General features: G+C 64.9%; 12 protein-coding genes and 1 tRNA gene. 6 read left to right on the forward strand and 7 right to left on the reverse strand.

The annotated features are described in order from the left end of the window. Positions 1 to 3 precede the first annotated feature (3 nt). Positions 4 to 357: a hypothetical protein gene (locus KF715_18035; protein ID MBX3738600.1), complete on the reverse strand. Its 354-nt coding sequence runs from the start codon at positions 355 to 357 to the stop codon at positions 4 to 6. Positions 358 to 748: 391 nt separating this feature from the next. On the opposite strand from KF715_18035, the gene KF715_18040 reads away from it, so the two are divergent. The 5 genes from KF715_18040 to KF715_18060 all read left to right on the forward strand — a co-directional run bounded on the left by KF715_18040 (position 749) and on the right by KF715_18060 (position 11,457). Further along, positions 749 to 3,349 (forward strand): relaxase domain-containing protein, encoded by a 2,601-nt coding sequence (locus KF715_18040; GenBank protein ID MBX3738601.1) that lies wholly within the window; start codon positions 749 to 751, stop codon positions 3,347 to 3,349. Beyond that, entirely contained in the window at positions 3,346 to 3,696 is a 351-nt protein-coding gene (locus KF715_18045; GenBank protein MBX3738602.1) for a hypothetical protein, read from the forward strand. Before KF715_18040 ends, KF715_18045 begins: the two co-directional genes overlap by 4 nt. 58 nt (positions 3,697 to 3,754) lie before the next feature. Continuing rightward, positions 3,755 to 4,009 carry a hypothetical protein gene (locus tag KF715_18050; GenBank protein ID MBX3738603.1) on the forward strand — a complete coding sequence of 85 codons (255 nt, stop codon included), beginning with the start codon at positions 3,755 to 3,757 and terminating at the stop codon, positions 4,007 to 4,009. A gap of 101 nt (positions 4,010 to 4,110) precedes the next feature. Continuing rightward, a complete protein-coding gene (locus tag KF715_18055; GenBank protein MBX3738604.1) occupies positions 4,111 to 8,853 on the forward strand; it encodes a DEAD/DEAH box helicase family protein in 4,743 nt (1,580 codons plus the stop codon). A 435-nt stretch (positions 8,854 to 9,288) separates the two neighbouring features. Further along, on the forward strand, positions 9,289 to 11,457 hold the full coding sequence (locus KF715_18060; protein MBX3738605.1) for a recombinase family protein: 2,169 nt from the start codon (positions 9,289 to 9,291) through the stop codon (positions 11,455 to 11,457). Between the two features lie 278 nt (positions 11,458 to 11,735). Here KF715_18060 and KF715_18065 read toward each other — a convergent pair. The 4 genes from KF715_18065 to KF715_18080 all read right to left on the reverse strand — a co-directional run bounded on the left by KF715_18065 (position 11,736) and on the right by KF715_18080 (position 15,693). After that, positions 11,736 to 11,809, reverse strand: a tRNA-Gln gene (locus tag KF715_18065). 254 nt (positions 11,810 to 12,063) lie between these two features. Then, positions 12,064 to 12,804 (reverse strand): response regulator transcription factor, encoded by a 741-nt coding sequence (locus tag KF715_18070; GenBank protein ID MBX3738606.1) that lies wholly within the window; start codon positions 12,802 to 12,804, stop codon positions 12,064 to 12,066. Between the two features lie 29 nt (positions 12,805 to 12,833). Beyond that, complete coding sequence (locus tag KF715_18075; protein ID MBX3738607.1) at positions 12,834 to 14,441, reverse strand: histidine kinase; 1,608 nt, start codon at positions 14,439 to 14,441, stop codon at positions 12,834 to 12,836. Between the two features lie 22 nt (positions 14,442 to 14,463). Further along, on the reverse strand, positions 14,464 to 15,693 hold the full coding sequence (locus KF715_18080; GenBank protein ID MBX3738608.1) for a WD40 repeat domain-containing protein: 1,230 nt from the start codon (positions 15,691 to 15,693) through the stop codon (positions 14,464 to 14,466). Positions 15,694 to 16,040: 347 nt separating this feature from the next. On the opposite strand from KF715_18080, the gene KF715_18085 reads away from it, so the two are divergent. Continuing rightward, complete coding sequence (locus KF715_18085; protein MBX3738609.1) at positions 16,041 to 18,830, forward strand: HYR domain-containing protein; 2,790 nt, start codon at positions 16,041 to 16,043, stop codon at positions 18,828 to 18,830. 123 nt (positions 18,831 to 18,953) lie between these two features. Here KF715_18085 and KF715_18090 read toward each other — a convergent pair whose 3' ends face one another. Both KF715_18090 and KF715_18095 read right to left on the reverse strand, forming a co-directional pair. Beyond that, positions 18,954 to 20,744, reverse strand: coding sequence for a GAF domain-containing protein (locus KF715_18090; protein ID MBX3738610.1), 1,791 nt, complete (start codon positions 20,742 to 20,744; stop codon positions 18,954 to 18,956). Next, positions 20,744 to 21,664, reverse strand: coding sequence for a hypothetical protein (locus tag KF715_18095; GenBank protein ID MBX3738611.1), 921 nt, complete (start codon positions 21,662 to 21,664; stop codon positions 20,744 to 20,746). Before KF715_18095 ends, KF715_18090 begins: the two co-directional genes overlap by 1 nt. Positions 21,665 to 21,807: the final 143 nt, after the last annotated feature.

Below are 21,807 nucleotides of genomic sequence, written 5' to 3' on the forward strand. Positions count from 1 at the left end.
GGTTCAGTAGTTGTCGCGCGCGATCTTCGGCCCGCGCTTGCCGTTGCCGGTTACCGCCGGTCCGGGAGCGGAAGCCCCAAGAGCTGGAGCGACCTTGGCCGGCGGAGCCGGCGGTCGCCCTTGGACAGGGCCGGTGGCCTGATTTTGGCGGGCTCGCTCGATCTCGGCCTTGGTGTAATGCCGTCGACAAAAGACCCCGACCGCGGCGGGTGAAACCTTCAGGCCGTGCCGCGCGAAGGTCGCGGAGATCTGCTCGTAGCTCATGAACTTCGCCCGTTGCAGAAGGATAACGTCGCGAAACGGCCCCAGTAGCCCACGGGTGTGGGCGGTCGGATCGTAGCGCCGGGCGTCGTCCATGAGACGGCTATGAAGCTCAGGAGCATCCATCAGACCGGACTGTGCCACCTTATGGGTTTATGTAAAACCAAAAGCTTATGGGTTATCCGTGCATTGAGTGGCAATGTAGTGGTGGTCGAGTGGTGAAGTAGTGGCGGCTCTCGCCGCCCCTCCCTAACGGACGTTAGGGGTGGCGTGTCACGCATTTCAGAGGTAATAGGGTCAAGGCGGATGCTCACCATCGAGATTCCGTCATTGCTCCTTTCGCATCCAAACTAGGTAGTAAATATGAGGCTCCCGTAGCCTCACCCAGCGCCTTCCTTATGGGTTTAGGCTCGCTTTTCTTATGGGTTTAGCTAGCGATTGAGGCATGGTGAGATTCGACAAACCCTGCATTCGGGTGGATGGTGCCGTGAACTACTTCCGGCAACATCTACGCGTCGGCGACTACCTCTCGGAGGAAGGTCAGGCCGAAATGACGTGGTTTGGTCAAGGGGCCGCTCGCTTGGGTCTTGAAGGAGGGTGTCAATTGGAAGCTTTGGCGCGGCTCTGTGCAGGCCAGCATCCGACCACGGGCGCCAAGCTGGGGGCTCGCGACAAGGGCGGTAGCCGACGGGTCTGTTTTTTTGGACAAATCTCCGCCCCGAAGGATGTCTCCATCGCCCTGTTGGTCGGCGGCGATCAGCGCATCGCCGGATGGTGGCAGGAGGCCGTCCGAGAAACCTTGCAAGAGATCGAGGCCGCGACGGCCACCCGCGTCCGCCGCAACAGCGTGAATGCCGATCGCACGACCGGCAACATGGTCGCCGCCGTCGTCACCCATGACACCAGCCGGGCACTCGATCCCCAGCTGCACACACATGTCTGTGTCCTCAACGTGACCTTCGATCCGGTCGAGAATCGCTGGAAAGGCGTCCAGCCCTACCAGTATTTCCGGCATCAGGGGTATTTTCGGGAGGTCTGCTACAACCGCCTCGCCCAGCTCATGCGCAAAGGTGGCTACACCTTGGACGCTCAACACGGGATCGGCTTTACCATCCGGGGGTTTCCGGAAGTGCTACGCGGTGAGTTTAGCGAACGGCGGGCGATGATTCTGGCGACCGCCCAGGCGCGAGGCGTTTCCGGCCAAGACGAACTGCAGAGCATCACCGGAGAAACCCGGGCCGCGAAGACTCACGCCACCGCCGCCGATCTACGCGCGAAGTGGGAAGCCCGGGCCGGCGACGAGCTGGCGGTGATCCGCAGCGTCATCGCCGCCACCCGGTCGGGTTCCCCGGTGATACAAGCCATGACTCCGGATGAATGCCTGGCAGCCGTGGAGGAGCACGTTTTTGAACGCAAATCCGTTGTAGCGTCACGGGACTTGTTGCGGGAAGCCCTGGTGTATTCACGGGGAGCACTGCCTTTGTCCGCCCTACGACAGCGCTTACGGCAACGGATCGAGGCTGGAAACCTCCGGGAATCCGGAGACGACGTGGCGTCCACCCGTGCGCTCCAAGCAGAGAACGAGTTCATCGCCTGGGCGGAAGCCGGGCGCACCGCGTGCCCAACTCTTGGTAGCACTCAGGCCGCACCCAATCTCTCGCGCGAACAACGTGAGGCGGTGAATGGACTCCTCGCTTCTACGTCCCGGATCAGCATCCTTGCCGGCGATGCCGGGACAGGAAAAACGACCTGCCTCAAAGCGGTGGTGGCAGGGATCGAAGCTGCCGGCGGTCAGGTCTTCGGCTGCGCACCGTCCTCGGGTGCAGTGGAGGTGCTCCGGCAGGAACTGACGCCCCATGCGGATACCGTGCAGCAATTGTTGGTCAACCCCGCGCTCCAGCGGGCGACACGAGACCGGGTGATTCTCGTGGACGAGGCCGGCCTCGTCTCGGTGAATCAGATGCGGGACCTGTGCCGACTGGCAGCGGCCAACGGCAATCGAGTCATTCTGATTGGGGACACGAAGCAGCATGCTTCGGTCGAAGCCGGAGATGCGCTACGCTGTCTGCACAAGTTTGCCCAGGTGCCGGTCGTGCGACTGACGCAGATCCGGCGCCAGCAATCCCCGGAATATCGCCGGGCGGTGTCACTGCTCGCGAAGGGAGACGCCTTCGGCGCGTTCAATCACTTCGCGCGGCTCGGGGCCGTGCGGGAGATTGCCCAGTCCGAGGCCTTGCTGCGCACCGCCGCCGCAGACTACGCCGAACGCCTACGCCGGGCGGAGAGCTGTCTCGCGATCTCCCCGGTATGGAAGGAAATTCACCTGTTCACCGACCGGGTTCGTTCCGAATTGCGTCGCACCGCCCACCTGAAGGGCGACGAGCGTCCAATTTCAACGGTGTTTTCGCTTCAGTGGACGAAGTCCCAGAAGCGCGATGTTCGTAACTACCAACCCGGGCAGGTAATCTTGTTTCACCGCTCCGTTGGTTCTTATGCCAAGGGCGAGCGGTTGATCGTCCAGGCCCGTGAGGGCGAGGCGCTGCGGGTTGCGTTCGAAGACGGGGGCACGGCTTGGTTCAGTCCTCGGGCCGGGGTCGGTTTCGACGTCGGTATCGCCCGAGAAATCGGCGTCGCCGTCGGGGACCGGCTGCTGATCCGCGCCAATTGCAAGTCAGCGCGGCTCCGCAACGGCGACATCGTCGAGGTCACGGGATTCGAGCCCAACGGCAGTATAAAACTGCGAGACGGCAGGACAATTCCGACACTGTTCCGGGAATTCTCTCACGGCTACGCCACCACTTCCCATGCTGCCCAGGGCAAAACAGTCGATCACGGCATTCTGATCATGGCGGAAGCCGGCATCGCCGCCGGTAATCTAAAGCAGGCTTACGTCTCGAACTCTCGCTTCCGCCTCAGCCAAACGATCTACACCACGGATCGTCGCGAAGCACGGGCCGCGATGATGGCGTCGGGCGACCGGACGCTGGCCCGTGAGCTGGGCGAGTCTGCAATGCCGCCGAAAGTGCGGACGCCAACACTGCGACCAATGGTCAGGACCGGTGCGCTCAATTCAGGAGGAGGCGCATGAGCATCGACGCCCATCCCGGTAAGGCACCGCTCGCTCCGCCTGCACCTCGTGCTTGGGGTTCACTCGTGGCGGATCGCCAAACCAGCCAGGTGCTGCGGCTGGTGCTGACCGACCGATCCGTGTCATTCCCGATTGGCGAACTGAAACGCTGGGAGCATATCGCCGGCGGACAAGAGTCTCTCGTAATTCTGACGAGTCGGGAGATTGTTACGGTTGAGGGGCAGCACCTGACGGAGGTGCGGCAGGCTCTCGATGACGTGCGGCTTTGCGAACTGCGAATCACTGCAACCAAGGCTACGGCACGCACCGGTCCGGTGGTCCGCCGGATAACCATTGAACCGGCATGAGGCATGGCGTTAAGGAACAGCCACACCAACCAGCTCGATTTTTTCTCCGAGCTTACGCATGAGCGGACTCCTGGCATACGGACGGATGGCGGAAGCGCACTGGCGGGAACATCTCCCGCGGATGGTGCGCGACCTGGAGGCACAGGGCCGACTCCAACAGGCTCTGATCGAAGCGCAGGAACAAGCGACAGCCGAAATGGATCGCCTGATCCGAGATCTGTCCCGGCAGGGTCTCAATCCTCAACAGGCGCACGATCGGGCTTGGGAGCTGGTGCGAGAGAAATATCTCCTGCTGCCGCCGGAGCAGACCTGATTCCCCTTCACAACGGCCGCAACTATCGACCGACGGACGCCGACCAAGTCGGCGAGGGGTCACTCAAAGAGAAGTTCCGGCAGAACATCACGGCCATCGAGTTGCTGCGCCAGATCGAGGCGGAGCACCGCCCCGCTACGGCGGTCGAAAAGGCCGTGCTGGTCCGCTACGTCGGCTGGGGCGGATTGCCGCAGGCCTTCGCCGAACCGAAGGAGGCCCCGACCTGGCAGGCGGAGCAAAGCGAGCTGCGGCAGCTGCTGAGGCCGGAGGAATTCTCCGCCGCGCGCGCGTCGACGCTCAACGCACACTATACGTCGCCAACCGTGATCCGAGCCATGTATGCCGGGCTTGAGCGATTGGGGTTTCGCGGCGGCCGGATCTTGGAGCCTGCGTGCGGGCTCGGCCACTTCTTCGGATTCATGCCGGCACCCATGCACGGACAGTCTCGGCTCACCGGGGTCGAACTCGATTCCCTCACGGCCCGGCTCGCTCGAACCCTTTACCCGGATGTAGACCTGCGGGCCGAAGGCTTCGAATCCGCGACCCTCGCCACAAACGCCTACGATCTCGCCGCCTCGAACATCCCTTTTGGCGACTACCGGCCGCATGATCCACGCTTCAATGCACGACGGTTTCGCATCCACGACTATTTCTTCGTCGCTGCCCTCGCGCGTGTCCGGCCAGGCGGCCTCCTCGCCTTTATTACCTCGCGCGGGACGCTCGACAAGAGGGACGGCAGCTTGCGTCAGCTCCTCGCGGCGGAAGCCGATTTGATCAGCGCGATTCGGCTCCCCAATACAGCGTTTCAGCACAACGCCAACACGCGGGTAACCACTGACATTGTGTTTCTCCGCAAGCGCCTGCCCGGCGAGAAGCCGTCCGGCAATCTCTGGGCCGAATCCCGTCCGTTGGTTGTTCCCGCGGGAGAACCGATCCTGGTGAACGAATACTTTCACGCCCACCCGGAGAATCTGTTAGGCCGGATGCAGCGGCGTGAGCATGGCATGTATGGGCGTGATGAGGTGGAGTTGGCTGACGACGGGCGGGATCTGGCCGCCGCGCTAGCCTCCGTGATGTCATCGCTCCCTCCGGGCATCTACCGGGCCGCCACCGGCGTCGTCGCACGTCAATCGCTCCCAGCGCCTACCGGCCTGAAACCCGGCGCCTACGTTGCGCTGGAGGACGGCAACCTGGGCCGCCGCGAAGGCGATGAACTGGCCCTGCTCACCGACATCCCCACCACAACGGTGCGCCGTATCCGCGGCCTGATCCGTATCCGCGATGCGGCGCGCGCCTGCCTTTCGGCCCAGGTAGAGAACCGAGACGATGCAGCGGTCAGTTCAGAACGGGCGCGGCTCAACGAAGCCTATGATCGATTTGTCGGTCAGTTCGGTCCGGTTTCCTCATCGCCCAACGTCCGCTCGTTTGCGGGCGATCCGGACTTACCCCTGCTGCTTTCCCTGGAGCACTACAACGCCGATCAGGATACCGCGACCAAGACCGCGATTTTCCGCGAACGCACGGTCGAGCAGCGGCGCCCGGTCGATCAGGTCGCGAGCGCCCGGGAAGCGCTGGTGGTCACGCTCAATGAGCGTAGTCGGGTGGATCTCGAACATATCGCGAAGCTGGTGGGACGCACTCCCGAGGAGTTTCTCCCTGAACTTCAAGGGCTCATTTTCCAGAATCCAACGACCCGGCGGTGGGAGCCGGAGGATGAGTATCTCTCGGGCAATGTGCGGGAGAAACTCACCGTGGCGGAGCAATCCGCCCGCCGCGATCCCCGCTACCGGGTCAACGTGGAGGCACTCCGTGCCGTGCAACCGGACGCCCTGGCCGCCAACGAAATTGATGCACGCCTGGGTTCGGTCTGGATTCCGCCTTCCGATATTGCCGACTTCGCCCGCGATCTGCTGAGAACAGGGCAGCGGGATAGTCGGGCCGTCCGGGTCGGCCACGCGGAACAACTCGGATTGTGGACCGTCGAGGTCGATCCGCTCTACCGGCGCAACGCCGCCAATCTGTCCGAATGGGGCACCGACCGCGCCCCGGCTCACGAACTTCTTGAGCATGCGCTCAATCTTCGCACCCCCACCGTTTATGACCGCGATGCCAACGGCAATCCGGTGATCAATGCGGTGGCTTCCGAGGCCGCGCGGGAAAAGCAGCAGAAAATCAAGGATCGGTTCGGCGAATGGATTTGGTCCGACGATGCTCGCCGGGAGCGGCTGGTCGCGCTCTACAACCGCGAGTTCAACTGCTATCGACTCCGCACCTTTAACGGCGACCACCTCACGTTGCCGGGGGCCAGTCCCGCCATCGCGCTGCACGCGCACCAGAAAGCCGCGGTATGGCGCGTGCTGCAAACGCCGAACACATTGCTCGCTCACGTGGTTGGCGCAGGCAAAACCTATACGATGGTGGCGGCGGCTATGGAGTTGAAGCGGCTGGGCCTGGCTAAGAAGCCACTTTTCGTAGTGCCCAACCACATGCTCGGGCAGTTTTCCTCTGAACTGCTGACGTTGTATCCTGCGGCTAACATCCTCGCCGCGGGAAAGACGGATTTCGAAAGCGCCAAGCGGCGCGAGTTGATGAGCCGCATCGCCACCAACAATTGGGACGCGGTCATTGTCACGCATTCGGGATTCGAGCGCCTCGCCATGTCGGCCCGTGCACAGAAACGATTCATCGAAGACCAGCTCGTGGAACTCGAAGCCTGCATTCGCGAGCAGAAGGGCAGCGATGCGGGCACACGTATCGTCAAACAGCTGGAGGCCTCCAAGAAACGGTTGGAAGCGCGATTGAAGTCGATGGCAGCGGTGCACAGGAAGGATGACACCCTGACCTTCGAGGAACTTGGCGTGGACCGGCTCTTCGTCGATGAGGCCCACGCCTACAAGAATCTGTTCTACGTCACCAAAATGACTCGCGTGGCGGGCCTGCCCCAGTCGACTTCCGAGCGCGCCTTCGACATGTTCCTGAAGGTGCAACATATCCAACGACTAAACGGCGGCGGCGGTGTAGTCTTCGCCACAGGCACCCCGGTAACGAATACGATGGCCGAGATGTTCACGCTGCAACGGTTCCTGCAGATGGACATTCTGGCTCAACGCCGGTTGCGGCACTTCGATTCGTGGGCCGCTACTTTTGGTGAATCGGTAACCGCCCTGGAGCTCGCCCCCGATGGAGCGGGTTATCGGATCAACACGCGGTTCGCACGTTTCGTGAACGTGCCAGAGCTGATGCACCTGTTCCGGCAGGTCGCGGACATTCAGACGGCGGACATGCTAAAGCTACCGGTGCCAAAAGTGGACAGCGGTAAACCACGCATTGTCCGTGCCCCGGCCACGCCACAACTCAAGGCTTTGGTCGCCTCGCTCGCGGTCCGTGCCGAGAAGCTCAAGACTAACCATGTGCCGCTTTGGGAGGACAATATGCTCAAAATCACCGGCGAGGGCCGGAAAGCGGCGCTCGATGTCCGCCTCGTCTTGGGGGACATGCCGGACAATGGCGCGTTCAAGGTCAACCAAGCCGCCCGGGAGGTATTCAGCATCTGGGAGCGGACTCGTGACGAGCGCCTGACCCAATTGGTCTTTTGCGATCTCTCTACGCCGAAAGCGGAGGGTCAGGGATTCTCCGTTTACGACGATTTGAAGGCGAAGCTCATCCGTCAGGGGGTGCCCGCCGCGGAAATCGCGTTCATCCAAGACTACGACAGCGACGCCTCGAAATTGGCGGTCTTCAAAGATGTCCGTGCCGGCAAGGTGCGGATTCTCATGGGCTCCACCCAAAAAATGGGTGCAGGAACCAATGTTCAGGCCAAACTTGTTGCACTCCATCACCTGGATGCACCTTGGCGTCCCGCGGACATCGAGCAACGGGAGGGACGCATTCTTCGGCAGGGGAATAGTAACCCAACGGTGCATATCGTTCGCTATGTCACCGAGGGCAGTTTCGACGCCTACATGTGGCAGACGCTCGAAACGAAGGCGAAGTTCATCGCCCAGATCATGACGGGGGAATGCTCGGCGCGCCGAATCGAAGACCTCGACTCCCCCGCGCTGACCTACGCCGAGGTGAAGGCCATCGCTTCCGGCAATCCGCTCGTGATCGAAAAAGCCAAGGTGGATGCTGAGGTCATGCGCCTCGGCCGACTCCGTGGTCAGCACAGCGAGGATCAGTATCACACCCGTCGTCGCATCCGCATGTTGGAGGAGGACATCGTGCGCATCGAAAAAGCGATCCTGGGACACGAATCCGATCTCGGTCGTCGCATGGATACGCACGGTGACAAGTTCAGCATCAAGCTCGTGGGCCGAACCTATGAGCAGCGCACCGATGCAGGGGCCATCCTGATTGGTTTGGTCGATCGCCATCGGCAGGCGCGGGGTCCGGTAGAACTGGGACAGTTCGCCGGCTTCCGCTTGGAATTCAGGCCAATGGTAGGCGATAAACTAACCCTGCACGGGGCGATGACCTACGACGCCAACGTCTCGGATAGTCCCGCCGGCATCATCGGTTCGCTGGAACACGCCGCACGCTCCATTGAGGAGCGGATCGGTCGGTGCCGCGAACAACTCGCCCAGTCGCGCAAGGCTTTCGCAGACTACACCGCGTTGACCGACCGTCCTTTCGAGCACGAGGCGAGGTATCACGAGGTCGTCGCCCGCCAGGCGGAGTTGGTCCAAGCGCTGGATCTCACCAAAAGCCAGAAGGCAGAAGGATTGTCGGCTGATGCTCCGGTCGTCGCTCCCACCGAAGGAGAGCCGGCCATCACGATTGAAGCTCCGTCAAGGGTATCGAATGTTGCCTCCAAGCCGGGACGCAAGTTGCGGGTCGCCGTTTGAAATGGAGGCCCCGCCGAACATGTCCGTCACGATAGACAGTCCACGGAGGCGACGCCGAATCGCGGAGCTACTCCATAAGGCGATCGTCGAAGTTGAGTCCACGCTACCGTCTCCAGGGCACGAAGCATCAACCGCAGCAGATGCGGCCGCCCCGGTCGGTATCCAGACGGATCTTCCCGACAGCGAACGCGTCCTCCGCTTCTTGCGTGTCACGGGGCAATCTTCGCCCGCGAACATTCGCGACTCACTTGGGTTGTCTCGGTCGGGGACGTTCAGGGTGTTGCAGGCGCTGACCCACGCTCGACGAATCGTGAGCCACGGTCAGACACGCACCTTGGTCTATCGCCTGAATGAGCGCGAGCCGCCACTGGGCCGTATCGATCTGAACTGACCATGCCACGTAGGGAGCAGCCCGAAAACTCTGGTTCCGCACGGGTGCCCGTCGCGATCTATGCTCGCGTCTCAACGGACAACCAAGTCGGGGGTCGCTTCGATTCCTGCGAGAGCCAAGCCGCCGTTTGTCGGGACCATATCCGCAAGCAATCTGCCGAGGGGTGGTATGAGGTCGCATCCTTCACGGACGCCGCCTACTCCGGCGGAACCATGGACCGGCCGGGGATTCAGGCACTCAAGCGAATGATCGCCGCCGGGGAGGTAAAGGTCGTGCTGATCTTCAAATTGGAGCGCGTCTCCCGCAACATGGACGAATGGGGACCATTCCGCGCGTTTCTCCAGAAGCACGGCTGCCGGCTCGAGAGCGCGACGGAAAACATCTCCGAACTGGAGCCCGAAGGACGGCTCAAGAACAACATCATGATGAGCGTCGCGGAGTTCGAGCGCTTGAACACCGCCAAGAAGACCCGTCTCAAGATGAGGGAGCAGGCCAAGCGGGGTTATTGGAACGGGGGACCAGTGCCCTACGGTTACGCCTACGACAAAAATACCCAGGCGCTGCTACCGCACCCGACAGAGGCCGCGATTCTAAAACGGATTTTCTCCGAGGCAGCGAAGCTGACGTCGCTCACAGATCTCGCCAACGCCCTGAACGCTGAGGGTCATCGAACAAAACAACGAATCATGCAACGTCGCGACGGGACGACCGAGAATGTCGGCGGGCGTCTCTTTCGCTCTGACGGGCTTCGCTTGCTCATCCGCAATCCCATCTACCGTGGTGCGGTGAAGTTCGAGGGTCAGGAATTCGGTGGTAAACATGAGCCGTTGGTGGATGCCGACCTATGGGAAAGGGCCAATGCCGCGGTTGTGGAAACCAAGGAACGGCCGGGTCAGTCCGTTGCACATCCATCCTTCCAGGCTCGTGATGTTCACAATCATTTGCTCAAAGGCATCGCGTGGTGCGCGGCCTGTAACAGGGCGCTGGTGCCGACCGACAGCGGCAAGAAGAGCGCCAACGGGATCAAGTATCGCTATTACACGTGCAGCTCGGTGCTCAAGGAATCGCAGGCACCGTGTTCGGTCGGTCGCTTGTCGGCGGATGCCCTCGAAAAGGGTGTCGTCGCCTTGCTCGGCGAAGTCAGCAAGCATGCTACCCTCATCAAGGAAATCGTTGAGGTATCACGCACCGCGAAACGTCAGGACAGCGCTTTGCTCAGGGGAGAAATGGAGAAACAAAAACAGGCAATTGTCGCACTCGACCAACAGCTCAACAATTGCGCCGATGCGGTTGCCAAGGGTGGCGTTGATGTGCTCGGCGAGGCACTCGTGCGCCGCGCCACGGATCTGCGCGAACAGCGCCGACAGCTCATCGTCGCGCAGGAACGCCTGCGCCGAGAGCTGGCTGCATCCGACGCACTGGTCATGGAAGAGCAGCGGATTCGGAGGAATCTGGAGCGCTTCAACGAATTGCTGCCGAAGCTTTCACCCGCTGAGCAGAAAGAACTGGTCGGCCTGTTCATCGAACGAATCGACGTGCAGCGCGCCATCGATCCCCCGCGCAAACGCTCCAGCATTAAGGCTCTCACAGAGACTAACGACCGCCTTATGGAAATCGGGATCAAACTTTACGACACCGAGCTTGCCGAGGGCGTGGTGAGACGAGCGACTCAGGGCAACACATTGTCGCCGACGCCTCATCTGCGCGGTCTGAGCATGGGCGCGCGGGTCGATTTCAAGAATGCCAATCGCGGCGAGATCGTGCTCGTCGCGCCGCTACGGCAGACGATTCGACTGGATCAGCGAGTGCGGACGGTTCCAGTCCCGGCGCGCAAATTGGAGCATCCCATCGTCAAGGCACAGCGTTGGCAGCGGCAGCTTGCCTGCGGCGAATTTCCCACGCGGATGGCACTGGCCAGAAGACACGGCGTGACTCCGGGGGCAATTACTCTCGTTATGCGGATGCTGACGCTGGCCCCTGAAATACAAACCTACCTGTCAGAACTGCGGACGCCCTACGCGATCTGGCATTTCGGCTATCGGCCTATGGGTGCGCTCGCGCAATTACCACACGGAGAACAGCGAGAAAAGTTTGCTAAGATGGTCGCAGATTTCGAAGCGCTCCTGTTACGCAAAGAAAAGCGGACCGGAGTAGCGTCGATCACGCCCTCGGCTAAAGCTGGCCCGGCCTCGCCCAAAATGCACCTCGGATAGTTATCTCCAGTAGTCGCCCGGACCGACTGAATTGGGTGAGAGAGATTAGCGACAGCGGAGCAGATTTCGCATCGAAATCGCCCGCCGAGAACGTCGTTCCCATTTGAGCACTTTTGCGAATCGTCGGGTCAAACGGCAAAATCGAGGGGGCGTGTCGGATGAAACCACGAACTTTCCGCCAACCGTGTCAAAATGGTCGCTTTCGCTAATCCCTGAAGCGCCACGGCATACAGCCGATTTTGACTCACCTTGAAAAGAGTTCGGATTTTGATCCGAAGTGGCTGCCCGGCATGGATTCGAACCATGACTAGGCGAGTCAAAGTCGCCTGTGCTACCATTACACCACCAGGCAGTGAGTAAGTAGAGCGGCCGAAAGAAGAGTCCGCGCCGGGGCGGGTCAAGGGCGGAATCATCAGCGCCTGCGCGGTCCGCCAGTGGGCGGTTCAACGATCCGCCTCACCGCTCCGCCCGAACTTCGCTCCTCAGGACCACGCCCCGGCCCCCCGCGACCGGCAACGGCGCAGCCACCAGCAAGATGCCCGTGTGCCCGCTCCCCGGCGCGGCTGGTCTGGGTGCGACTCTCACGCCTCGGCCCGAGCGGTCGTCTCAGAAGGTTAGCTCCAGCGCCGTGAGTCGTTCGCGCAACTCCGGAAGATAGCGAAAGCTCGCGCGCACCGGCTCTGACACCCCTTCGAGGTGCAGCAGCGTCGTCTCGTAGCTCTGCCGGTCGGCGCCGCGGTAGCGCGCGAGATTGATGATCGCCGTGCGGTGGACGCGCACGAAATGCGTCGGCGGCAGCACCTCCTCCCACGCTTTCATCGTGCGCCGCACCAACAGCCGCGTGCCATCGACCAGGTGCGCGTCGGAGTAGTTCTCGTTCGAAACGACGAGCGCCAGATCGGCCAGCGCCACAAACCGCGTCGTGCCGTTGCCGATGCGCAGGTAGACGCAATCCCGCGGGGTCAACACGGGCACCCGCATTTCCTGAGGCGGCGGCGCGGCCACGCCCGACACGCGGCGCAACGCCTGGTCCAGGCGCGGCGGGCTCACGGGCTTGATCAGATAATCGAGCGCGTTCACCTCGAAGGCCCGGACGGCGTATTGATCGGACGCCGTGATGAAGATGATCCGCGCCTCCGGTCGGACGAAGGGCGCGAGATCGAACCCCGTGCCGCCGCGCAGCTGCACATCGAGAAACACCAGGTCGTAGTCGTCGCGGCCGAGCCGGCGCACGCCCTCCTCGATCGTCTCGGCTTCGCCGACCAGCGTGATGTCCGGACGGTCGCGCAGCAACCCGCGCAGCGCGGCGCGCGCGGGGGCTTCGTCGTCGATGATCACGGCTCTCATGGATTTTTTTGCGGAGACATTGTCAGGAATCAGGCGAGCGCGGCGGGCGCCGCCAGCATCGCTCCGCGCGGCGCCGTGGCGATGGCGAGGCGCGCCGTCACCCAGCCATCGGCCGCCTCGGTCGTGAAGCTGTGCGCATCGGGATAATAGCGGCGCAAGCGCTGCCGGAGATTCTCGAGGCCGATGCCGGTCGACTCCGGGCGACTCAAGTCAGGCGCCAGCCAGCGGCCCGTGTTGGCGATTTCGATGTGCAGCGCACTGCCGGCCCGATGCGCGGCGATGCGCAGGCGCAACACATCGGACGTGGTGCGGCCGCCATACTTGATCGCGTTCTCGACGAGCGGGAGCAGCAGGAACGGCGGCAGGCGCAGCCCGGCCACGTCGGATGCCACCGCGAATTCGATCTGCAACTTCTCGCCCCAGCGCACCTTCTCCACGTCGAGGTAACTGCGCAACGCCTCGATCTCCGCCCCGAGCGTCGGCAAGTCGTCCGGCGCGCTGGTGAGCGTGGCGCGACAGAAATCCGAGAGCCGCAACACCATCTCGCCGGCGTCGCGCGCGCTCTCGAAGAGCAGGCCGTAGATCGAATTGAGCGAGTTGTAGAGGAAGTGCGGGTTGAGCTGATAGCGGAGCACCTCGAGACGCGCCTTTTCCTCGCCCAACTGGGCTGCGACCTTTTCGTCAAACTCGAGCTGTCGCAGCCGCGCCAGCTCGGCGTTGCTCGCGGCGAGGCGCGCCTCGGCCTCGTCGCGGCGCGTCACCACCGTGCCGAGCCCCAGGCCGACGCCGGCCACGGCCACTTCGAAGAGGAGAAACACATACGAGTAGCCCACCGTCGTGCCGGTGATGCGCATCGCGATCAAACCGACGATCATCACCGAGAGCGTCGCCAGCGTCGCACCCGGCAAGCCGTGATAGACGCAGATCCACACCAGCGGCAGGAAACACAGATAAAAGGCGCGGTGCTCCCGCAACGTAGGCACGAGCATCACGAGCACGAGTGTGCCGAGCAGCGTCGCGCCACGCACGAACGCCAGCGGGCCGGCAAAAGGTCCCGGCAGACGCTCGTCCGCCGACTTGCCCTCAAGCCAGGGTCCGAGGAACACCATGGCGAACGGCACGACCGTCAGCAGTCCCGTGGCGTCCCCGATCCACCAATCGAGCACCGAGCCGAGGAATCGCGGCAGCGAAAACGGATCGGGGTGCGGGCTCATGATCGTGGCGACTGCGGTGCCGACCAGGGTGGCGATCGCAGGAGGCACGACGATCGTGCCGCAAAAAATGAGTGTCGCACGTGTGCCGCCGGGGAGCAGTCGCGGTCCGAGGTAACGCCGCACCACCCACGCCGCTGCCGCATAGGTGATGGTCAGGACCGCGGGGAAGAAGACGACCGACCACAGCGCGCGCGACGAAGCACCCATCCACGCCGTCGCGAAATTGGCCAGGAAGACAACCGGCACATAGCGCGGGCCGAGGAGCACGAGCAGCGCGAGCGCCAATCCGCACGGCGGATACCAGATCGACGTCGCGATCCCCGGCTGCACCTCAAACCATCCGGCCGAGAAGTGCAGCAGCGTGTGCACGAACACATAGCCGATGCAGAGCTGCTGGGGCTTCGTGAGGGCAAGCCGGTTCATGCGGCGGTGGCGTGCGTCGGGATCACAAGGCGAAATAGTAGATGAACGAGTCGTCACTGCCACCGACCACGGCGCCACCGTTGGCCGCGATCACGATCGGCCAGCTCATGTTGCCGGTCGGACATTGCCAGCGCAGCGCGCCGGTGGCGGTGTCGAAGAGGGAAAAGCAACCCGGCGTGCCATCCGGGTGGCCATCGGCGACGGCCAGGAGCCGGCGCTCCGCATGCAACGCGGCGCTGTTCGGGTTATGCTCGAGCGCGAAATGCCGCGCGACGCCCGCACCGGCGCCCGGCCGCGGACTGACCCAGGCCGCACCGGCCGACCCGTGATTGAAGACGCCGGCAAATAGGCTCCCGTCTCCCGAGATCGCGACGCCATACACCGCGCCGCGCACGTTCGTCGTCATCGACCACGTGGGCGCCGCGCCGGCCACGAAGGCCGCGACGTCGGAGTAATAGAACGTCCCGTTCGCACCGCCGGCCACGAAGGTCTTTCCGTCCGGCGTCAACTCCAGCATGTGGCAGAAATCTGTCGATTGACCGCCGGGCACTTTCCAGCGTGCCCGCAATCCCAGTTTGCCGGCACTGTTCACGAACACGCCGATGTGCCCGCTGTAGCCGGAGTAGAGCACGGTGGAACCGTCGGCCGAGAGCGCCGCGCTCACCACCCCGTCGTTGCCCTCCGGGACGAATTCATCGGTGAGCACATACTGGCCCGCCACCGGGTCGTAGCGGAAGAGCAGCAGCGTCTCCGCCGCAGACAGCAGCCAGGTGCCGTCAGCCGAGAGCGCGACCTGATTCACGCGCTGCTGCGTCGCCCGCGAGAGCAAGAGTCGGCCGCTGGTGGCATCGTAGGCGCGCAGGAAACCCTGCGGCGCAGTGGCCGAGATGAAACCGCCCGCCGCGGCGCGCGCGCCATTGGCCGACAACGCCACCCAATAGACGCCCTGCCACCCGGCGAACTCGTCCGCCCACTCCCGCTGGCCCGCGGCATTGTAGCAATAGACGCCGAACGTGCCATCCTCGGGCGATGGCGTGCCCGGGGTCGGCGCGATGGGCGCGGACTTGCCCGGCGCGCGGCGCAACTCGTCCTGGCCGTAGGAGTGATAAAAAGTGCCACCCAGCACGCGCGATCCGTCGGCCGACACTGCCACGGAGTTGACGTAGTAGTTGCCGTTCGCGGGGGAGATTCGCCACGTGGGCGCGCGGTTGGCGACGGGGACGGCGCAGTCGGGTGCTGGTGAGCGATTCATACGTGGGAGCGGCGCCACACCGATCGCTCTGTGCACGCGACGAGCAACCGCTGCCCGAAGGGCAACCGAAAATGCGAACGCGAATCGCGCTTCCGGCTGGGCAACGGAGGTGAACGGAACGAGTGCGGAGGGGCCAGCCGATGCATTGGCAGCGATTGGCCCGCCAATCCAGCCAGGAATGCCGGCGCGATGCACTTCCACCCGGTCGCGACCATCGTTCGTCACAAAGCCTCCGTCGCTTGTCACCGGCGGTTTGCGGCCGCGCTTCGGCGCGCAACAGCCTCCGCGGCGCCTCACCTCCCCCGCATCCCGCCCGGGGCGCCGCTTGGTCACAACCGTCCACACACATGATCACCACACACTCAACCACACGCTCAGGCCTCGGCCTGCTCACCCCGTCCCGGCAAAGACTGCGGACTTCCCTCTGCGCGCTGGCTCTCGGTTCCCTGTTGGCCGTCGCCGCACACGCGCAGCCCAATCTCCTGCAAGCCGGCGATTTTGAAGGCATCAGCTCGCTTGCCACCTATTCCCCGACCACCACCGGCGTGTGGGGCGCGGAAAGCTCCGCGCTGAGCGGCGCGGCGAACGGCATCACCCCCTTCGGCAGCCAGATGCTGCAGCTGAACCACGCCGGCGGCGGCACGGCCGCGCAAACCAACCAGATCGTCGCCGGCCCGTTTGCGGCCGGATCGGTGGTCACCTTCACGGCCAAGTTCAACACGTGGCTGGCCGGCCAGTCGGTGGCGCTCGTTATCCAGACCAACACCGGCGTGGCCCTCACCGGCACTCGAACGACATCCTCCACGGTGGCGCTTGATACGGACACGTCCACCTGGCAGACCGTCACCGCGACGGTCACGCTGCCCAGCGACACCAACTATCTCTCGGCCGAGATCGTGCTCTGGCAGAGCTCCAACGGCGCGCTCTACGGCCAGCCCCGCGCCTACGTTGACGACGCCGTCCTGACCGTGGTGCCGCGCGTCTATGCCAGCGGTATCTCGCCCGTCATCGCCTACGACCCGATCTACCCGGCCACCGCCTACCCGAACTGGACCCTGCTGGCCACGCCCGTCCCCGCCGTCGGCTACAACGCCAACTGGGTGAATCCGCACCCCGCCACCGCCTTCCCGATCGGCACGCACCCGTGGGAGTTTTATCCCAACTACGATTTCGCCGCGAACTGGATCAACGCCTGGAGCGACATCAACTCGCGCGGTCCCTCGGGCCAAAGCTGGACGAAATACACCACGACCGTCTACGGCTCGGGCCAGTTCGTCCTCCAGTTCCTCGCCGACAACGCCTCGTGGATCTACATCGACGGGCAGCTCGTCGGCTATCAGGACCTCAACTGGAACACCAACGGCACCGGCCGCTTCACCATCAACCTCACCGGCTCCGGCGCGCACGAGCTCGCCTTCATCATTCTCGACGGCGGTGGCGCCGCCGGCGGCAAGTTCCGCCTCGAGACCACCCAATCCTTCATCGACAACAACCCCGGCGATCCGCTCCCGCCGCCGACGCCGGTGGACAACACTCCGCCCGTCATCGCCGCCCCGGCCAACATCGTCGCCGAAGCCACCAGTGCCGCCGGCGCGACCGTCACCTTCAGCGCCACCGCCACCGACGACAAGGACGGCAACGTCCCCGTCACCGCCTCCCCCGCCTCGGGCAGCACGTTCGCGCTCGGCACCACCGCGGTCGGTCTCGCGGCCAGCGACTCGGCCGGCAACACCGCCACGGCGGAGTTCGACGTCACGGTGCGCGACACCACCGCGCCGGTTATCGCCGCCATGTCCAACCTGACGGTCGAAGCCACCAGCGCCAACGGCGCCGCCGTCACCTACGCCTTGCCGACCGCCACCGACGCCGTGAGCACCGCCTCCATCAGCGCCTCGCCCGGCTCCGGCGACGTGTTCCCGCTCGGCAACAGCACGGTGACCGTGACCGCGACAGACGCCGCGAACAACAGCTCGCACTCCGACTTCACCATCACGGTGCAAGACACGACGCCTCCGGTCATCACCGCGCCGGCTAACATCACCGCCGAAGCCACCAGCGCCGCCGGCGCAGCCGTGAGCTACAGCGCCAGTGCGGCCGACCTCGTCGACGGCAACGTCGCCGTGACGGGCTCGCCCGCCTCGGGCAGCGTGTTCCCGCTCGGCACGACCTCCGTCTCCCTGAGCGCGGCGGACAGCCGCAACAACAGCGCGAGCGCCTCCTTCTCCGTCACGGTGCATGACACCACGGCGCCCGCCCTCACCGTGCCGGCCAGCCAGACCATCGAGGCCACCAGCGCCGCCGGTGCCGTCGCGAACTTCGCGGCCTCCGCCACCGACGCCGTCGGCGTGACCTCGCTCACCTACAGCGCGGCCTCCGGCAGCACCTTCCCGCTCGGCAACACCACCGTCACGGTCTCGGCCAGCGACGCCGCCGGCAACACCAGCTCCGGTTCGTTCACCGTCACCGTGGTCGACACGACGGCCCCCGCCCTCACGGTGCCGGCCAACCAGACGATCGAGGCCACCAGCGCCGCCGGTGCGGTCGCGAACTTCGTCCCCACCGCCACCGACGCCGTCGGCGTGACCTCGCTCACCACCAGCGTCGCCTCCGGCAGCACGTTCGCGCTCGGCACCACCACCGTCACCGTCGTCGCCAAGGACGCCGCTGGCAACACCAGCAGCGGCTCCTTCACCATCACGGTGCGCGACACCACCGCGCCCGCGATCACGAGTGTCACGCCCTCGATTCGCGCGATCTGGCCGCCGAACAAGAAGATGGTCCCGGTAACCGTCACCGTCGCGGCAACCGACGCCGTCGGCATCGCCTCCGCCAAGATCATCTCCGTCGCGACCAACCAGCCCGACCGCCGCACACAGTGGCAGATCACCGGCGCGCTCACCGTCAACCTCCTCGCCGACCGCGAGGGCGACAAGCAGGACCGCGTCTACACGATCACGATCGAAGTCCGCGACGCCGCCGGCAACGTCTCCCTCGCCACCACCACGGTCATCGTCCCGCACGACCAGCGCGACAAGGACAAGGACTGCGAGGACGACAAAGGCCGCGACGACAAGGGTCGCGACAAGGATCGCGACGAGCGCGGCGACAACAAGGGGGGCGGCAAAGGGAGAGGCTGAGCCGCTCACCTGAATCCTCATTCAGCTACGTGGGGCCCGCCAGCGACTGGCGGGCCCTTTTTATTTCGACCACCCGCGCGCGCCGGCGCGCCTTTCCCGTGGAGAACGGGATCACTCCCAAAATCACGCGGCCCTGAGATCGAGCCAGAACCGGCTGCCGCGGCCGAGCTCGGATTCCACGCCGACGGAGCCGCCGAGGCGCTCGACGACTTTCTTCACCAGCGCGAGGCCGATGCCGGTGCCTTCGTAATTCTTGCTCAACCGCTGGAACATGCCGAAGACGCGGCCGAGCATCGCCTCGGGGATGCCGATGCCGTCGTCCTCGAACCATACGCGCACCCATTCGCCGCGGCGCTCGGCGCGCACCGTGACGTGCGGCACGCGGCCGGACGCGACGAATTTCACCGCGTTGCCGAGCAGGTTGGAGAAGCATTGCGTGAGCGCCGCCTCGTTGCCGAGCACGCGCGGAAAATCGCCCGTGAGCTCCACACGCGCGAGCGGCGGCTGGAAGTTCGGATACGAATCGAGGATGCCGCGCAGCAGCGGCGCGACATCCAGCGGCTCGAGCGCAAACTCCTGCCGCACCGTGCCGCTGTAGCTCAACGCGTCGGTGATGAGCCGGTCCATGCGCGCCGCCGCGGTGCCGATGCGGCGGAGGTAGTCGCGGCCCTCGTCGCTGAGCTGCCCGGAACACTCCTCGTCCAGCACCGCGGCGAAGCCGTGCATCGCGCGCAGCGGCGCGCGCAAGTCGTGCGTGATCGTGTAGGAGAAATGCTCGAGGTCCTGCACGAGTTCGCGCAATTCCGCCGTCCGCGCGGCCACCGCGGCATCGAGCTGCCCGTTCGTGCGCTGGAGCTCGCCGCGCAGGCGGTGGCATTCGAGCAGGAGCGCGCATTGCGCCGCCACCCACTCGATCATGCGGAATTGCTCGGCGGTCCACGTCCGCGGGTGCTCGGCGTAGATCTTCACCGCACCGACTGTCGCGCCGCGCATGCGCAGGGGCGTCGCGAGCACGGAGCGGAAGCGCCGGCCGGCCGCGCCGGGCGCGATCAGGTCGGGCCGCGCGTCGAGATCGTCCACGAACGCCGTGCGGTTGTGCGCCATGACGACCGCGGCGAACGATTTCGCGAACGGCCAGCGCACGCGGTCGAGCGGGCCGACGCCGCTCTGCGCGAGCACGACGAGATCGTCGCCTGCGCACTCGACGATCGCGACAGCCGCCGCCGCGTCGTTGAACAGGCGCAGCACGGGCTCGCAGATGCGCTGCGGCAGCTCGTCGCCCTCTTCGCCGAGGCGGACCGACTCGAGCAGGGTCTGCAGCAGGCTCTCGCGGCGCGCGATCGACTGGTTGGCGATTTGCAGCTCCTCCGTCTGCGCGGCGAGTTCCTCGGTCTGGCGCTGGAGCTCCTCGGCCTGCTGCTGGATCTGCGCATTCTGGTGCGCGAGTTCCGCGCTCTGCGCCTGCACCTCCCCGTTCTGGCGCGCGATCTCCTCCTGTCGCGCGGACAATTCGCGGTTCGCCTGCTCGATCACCCGCTGCTTGCGCTCGAGCCGGTCGAAGAGATTCAGGATCAGGTGAACCGCCACGGCGACGACGACGGTGTTGAGCCACTGCATGCCCAGCTGGATCGTGACGAGCGCCGCAAGCGAGCCGGCGGGTTCGAGCACATAGAAGGCCTTGTAGGTCGCGAGCAGCAGGAACGCCGCCGTGATGCTCCACAGCAGCACGCGGTCGCGATGCCACAGACAAAGCAGGAGCGGCAGGCCGTAGCTCAACGAGATGTTGCTGTCCCGGAACCACACGAGGCGCAGCGCATACATCAGCGCGACGCTCGCCGCAAAAATCACCGCCGACAGCACCCGGTTCGGTGGGCGCGCGGCGCGGGACGGGGCGGAGGGATCGACGGAGCTCATCACTCGGGCAGACGTTGATAGAGCGCCGGACCCAGTCGCCGCAATGGCAGATCGGGCGGCGGTTTCTCGGCCTTGCCCGTCATCAGCACGCCGCCGGACGCGAGCTGATCGCAGAGATATTTCCACGCGCGCACGGCGTGCGCCTCCGTGAGATAGATCGCGACGTTGCGAAACAGGATCATGTCCCACGCTGCCGCTTCCTCGAACGAGAAAAGATCTGCCACCTGCCAGCGCATCGCCCGCGTCAGCACCGGGAGCGCCTGATAGCCGGCCCCGTCCGCCGCGAAGAATCGCATGCGCCACTTCGCCGGCACGCGCGCCAGCGCCGCCTCGGAGAAGCGTCCGGCGCGCGCGGCGGCGATCGCCTCCGCCCGGCAATCCACCCCGCACAGCTCGCTCGCACAGAGCGCGCCCGCGTCGGCCAGGAGCATGGCCACCGAGTAAAGTTCATCACCCGTCGCCGCTCCCGCCGCGTAGACGCGCAGCCCGCACCGCGTGCGCAACAGCGCCGGCAACGCCTCCCGCGCCAGCTGGTCCCACACCGCGCGGTCGCGGAAAAAATCGGTCACACCGATCAGCACCGTGCTCAACGCGCTGTCGATCAGCTCCGGCCGCGCCGCGAGAGCCGCGCGCGCCGCCGTGCGCGAGGGCGCGCCCAGGTGCCGCAGACATGCCGCCAGCCGCCGCTCCAGCGCCTCCGGCCGATAGGCGCGCGCGTTGAGCCCCGCCTGCTGCAGCAACCACGCGAGCAGCGGATCGGGGAACTCCACCGCGCCCCGCAGAGTCGCCGCGCCGGCGCTCGGCTCCGCCCCGAAGCGCACGCATCCCTCCTGACCTGGCCACGTCGCCCACGCCGGTTCGCCCGCGCATTCCGCCGGGTCTTCCCGGCCCTGGAAAAAGATGTGCGCGAGATTCGCCATGCCGGTCGCGCAAAGGCAATCGATGCGCCACGCGCCGTCAGGGGCAAAATGGCCCGCTCGACCGCTTCGGGATTTCCACCGATGACGAGGCGCGGAGGCGGCCCGGTTGCGCGGGACCCGAACGGAAAATCTCCACGGTTGAC

Source organism: Candidatus Didemnitutus sp. (genome assembly GCA_019634575.1).
Taxonomy (GTDB): Bacteria; Verrucomicrobiota; Verrucomicrobiia; order Opitutales; family Opitutaceae; genus Didemnitutus.